The organism is Salifodinibacter halophilus, from assembly GCA_012999515.1.
Lineage (GTDB): Bacteria > Pseudomonadota > Gammaproteobacteria > Nevskiales > Salinisphaeraceae > Salifodinibacter > Salifodinibacter halophilus.
In genome coordinates this window covers 1-236 of record JABEEB010000736.1, presented here as the reverse complement: position 1 = coordinate 236, position 236 = coordinate 1, and the positions used below count along the sequence as shown (strand labels likewise).

General features: G+C 65.3%; 1 protein-coding gene. It reads left to right on the top strand.

Annotated elements, in window-relative coordinates; translation table 11 throughout:
* Positions 1-236: MBL fold metallo-hydrolase (locus tag HKX41_13515; GenBank protein NNC25151.1), on the top strand; the 236-nt coding region annotated here is incomplete at both ends.

Here is a 236-nt window from a genome sequence, read left to right as displayed (position 1 = left end):
TTCACGAGCAACGTCTTTCTCGTCGACGGTGAGACCACCGCGCTCGTGGACGCCGGGGCGAACTTCGACGTGGTGCCGAAAGTCCGCGAGACTACCGACTCGCTCGACGCGGTGTACCTCACCCACACCCACCCGGACCACATCGAAAACGTCGACGCCGTTCGCGGGGCGTTCGACGTGCAGACTTGGGGCTACGACACCGGCAACCTCGCCGTGGATAGGCGCATCGACGACGG